Origin of the sequence: Pseudomonas sp. SF2 (assembly GCF_036858055.1) — a bacterium.
Classification (GTDB): domain Bacteria; phylum Pseudomonadota; class Gammaproteobacteria; order Pseudomonadales; family Pseudomonadaceae; genus Aquipseudomonas.
The window spans coordinates 25,089-26,443 of record NZ_JAMBDI010000037.1 but is presented as its reverse complement, the minus strand read 5'-3'; the positions used below and the strand labels follow the sequence as shown (position 1 = coordinate 26,443).

The window sequence follows — 1,355 nt, the reverse complement described above, 5'->3', positions numbered from 1 at the left end:
GCAAGACAGTTGCTCCCACATGTGCTCCCGACAGACGTACGAGGAAGCCAGCCACCTTCCTCGACGTCGCCGTCACGGATTGACTATGATCCCGCCTTGAACGTTTCAGCATGTTTCAACAAGGATCCAGATGTCAGTTCAGGAATTACCCCCCCTCCCTAGCAAAAGCACCGTCGCAAAGATGGAAGCCGCCATGGCGCTGGGCAGCTTTGCGATCGGCACTGGCGAGTTCGCCATCATGGGCCTGATGCCCGACATCGCCAGTAACCTGCAATTGAGCGAGCCCCAGGTGGGCCATGCCATCAGCGCCTATGCGCTGGGGGTGATGGTCGGCGCCCCGACTCTGGCGATCATCGGTGCCAAGCTGTTGCGCAAGCACATGCTGCTGTTGCTGATGGCGCTGTATGCCCTTGGCAACCTGGCTACCGCCTTCGCCCCCTCGTTCGGTGGCCTGGTCGCCTTCCGCTTCATCAGCGGCCTGCCCCATGGCGCCTACTTCGGCATTGCGGCGGTGGTGGCGTCGAGCATGGTGGCCAAAGACCAGCGGGCGGGGGCCGTGGCCCGGGTGATGATGGGCCTGACCTTGGCCATGTTGCTCGGCAACCCGGTCGCCACCTTGCTGGGCCAGTATTTCGGCTGGCGCTCGGCGTTCGTATTGGTCGGCGCGATAGCCCTGTGCACCATAGCCCTGGTCTGGCGCTTCGTGCCCCAGCGCCACGATGAAACGCGCAGCGACCCGCGCAAGGAACTGCAAGCCTTCACCCTGCCGCAAGTGTGGATGGCGCTGGGCATCGCCTCGATCGGCTTTGCCGGCATGTTCTGTGTGTTCAGCTACCTGGCGCCGACGATGTTGCAGGTAACCCAGGTGTCGCCGCAGTGGATTCCGTTCGGCCTGGCAGCGTTCGGCGTGGGCGGCATCGTCGGCAACATCGCCGGCGGCAAACTGTTCGACCGCCTGCAGTTCCGCGCCGTGGGGCTGGTGCTGGTGTGGTCGATTGCCGTGCTGCTGTTCTTCAGCGTTGCCGCGCAGGCGCTGTGGAGCCTGCTGCTGGGCATTGGCCTGGTGGGGACCATGATTGCCCTGGCGGCACCGTTGCAGATCCGCCTGATGGACATTGCCCATGAAGCGCCAAGCCTGGCGGCGGCGTCGAACCATGCGGCATTCAACCTGGCCAATGCGCTGGGGCCGTGGCTGGGTGGCATGGCGATTACCGCGGGCATGGGCTGGACCAGCACCGGCTACATCGGCGCAGCGACGGCGCTGGTCGGGCTGGGGATCTACCTGGTGGCACGGCGGATGAAGGGCGGGCACTGAAACGGGGCTGCCATGAGCCCATAAGTCATTGAATTAGCAG

The 1,355-nt window shown here is 64.4% G+C and carries 1 protein-coding gene; it reads left to right on the top strand.

The features are described from left to right. The first annotated feature begins 130 nt into the window (after positions 1-130). The gene (locus tag M2S36_RS20230; protein WP_233694823.1) at positions 131-1,315 is read left to right on the top strand and encodes an MFS transporter; all 1,185 of its coding nucleotides are present in this window, start codon (positions 131-133) and stop codon (positions 1,313-1,315) included. The last annotated feature ends 40 nt before the right edge of the window (positions 1,316-1,355 follow it).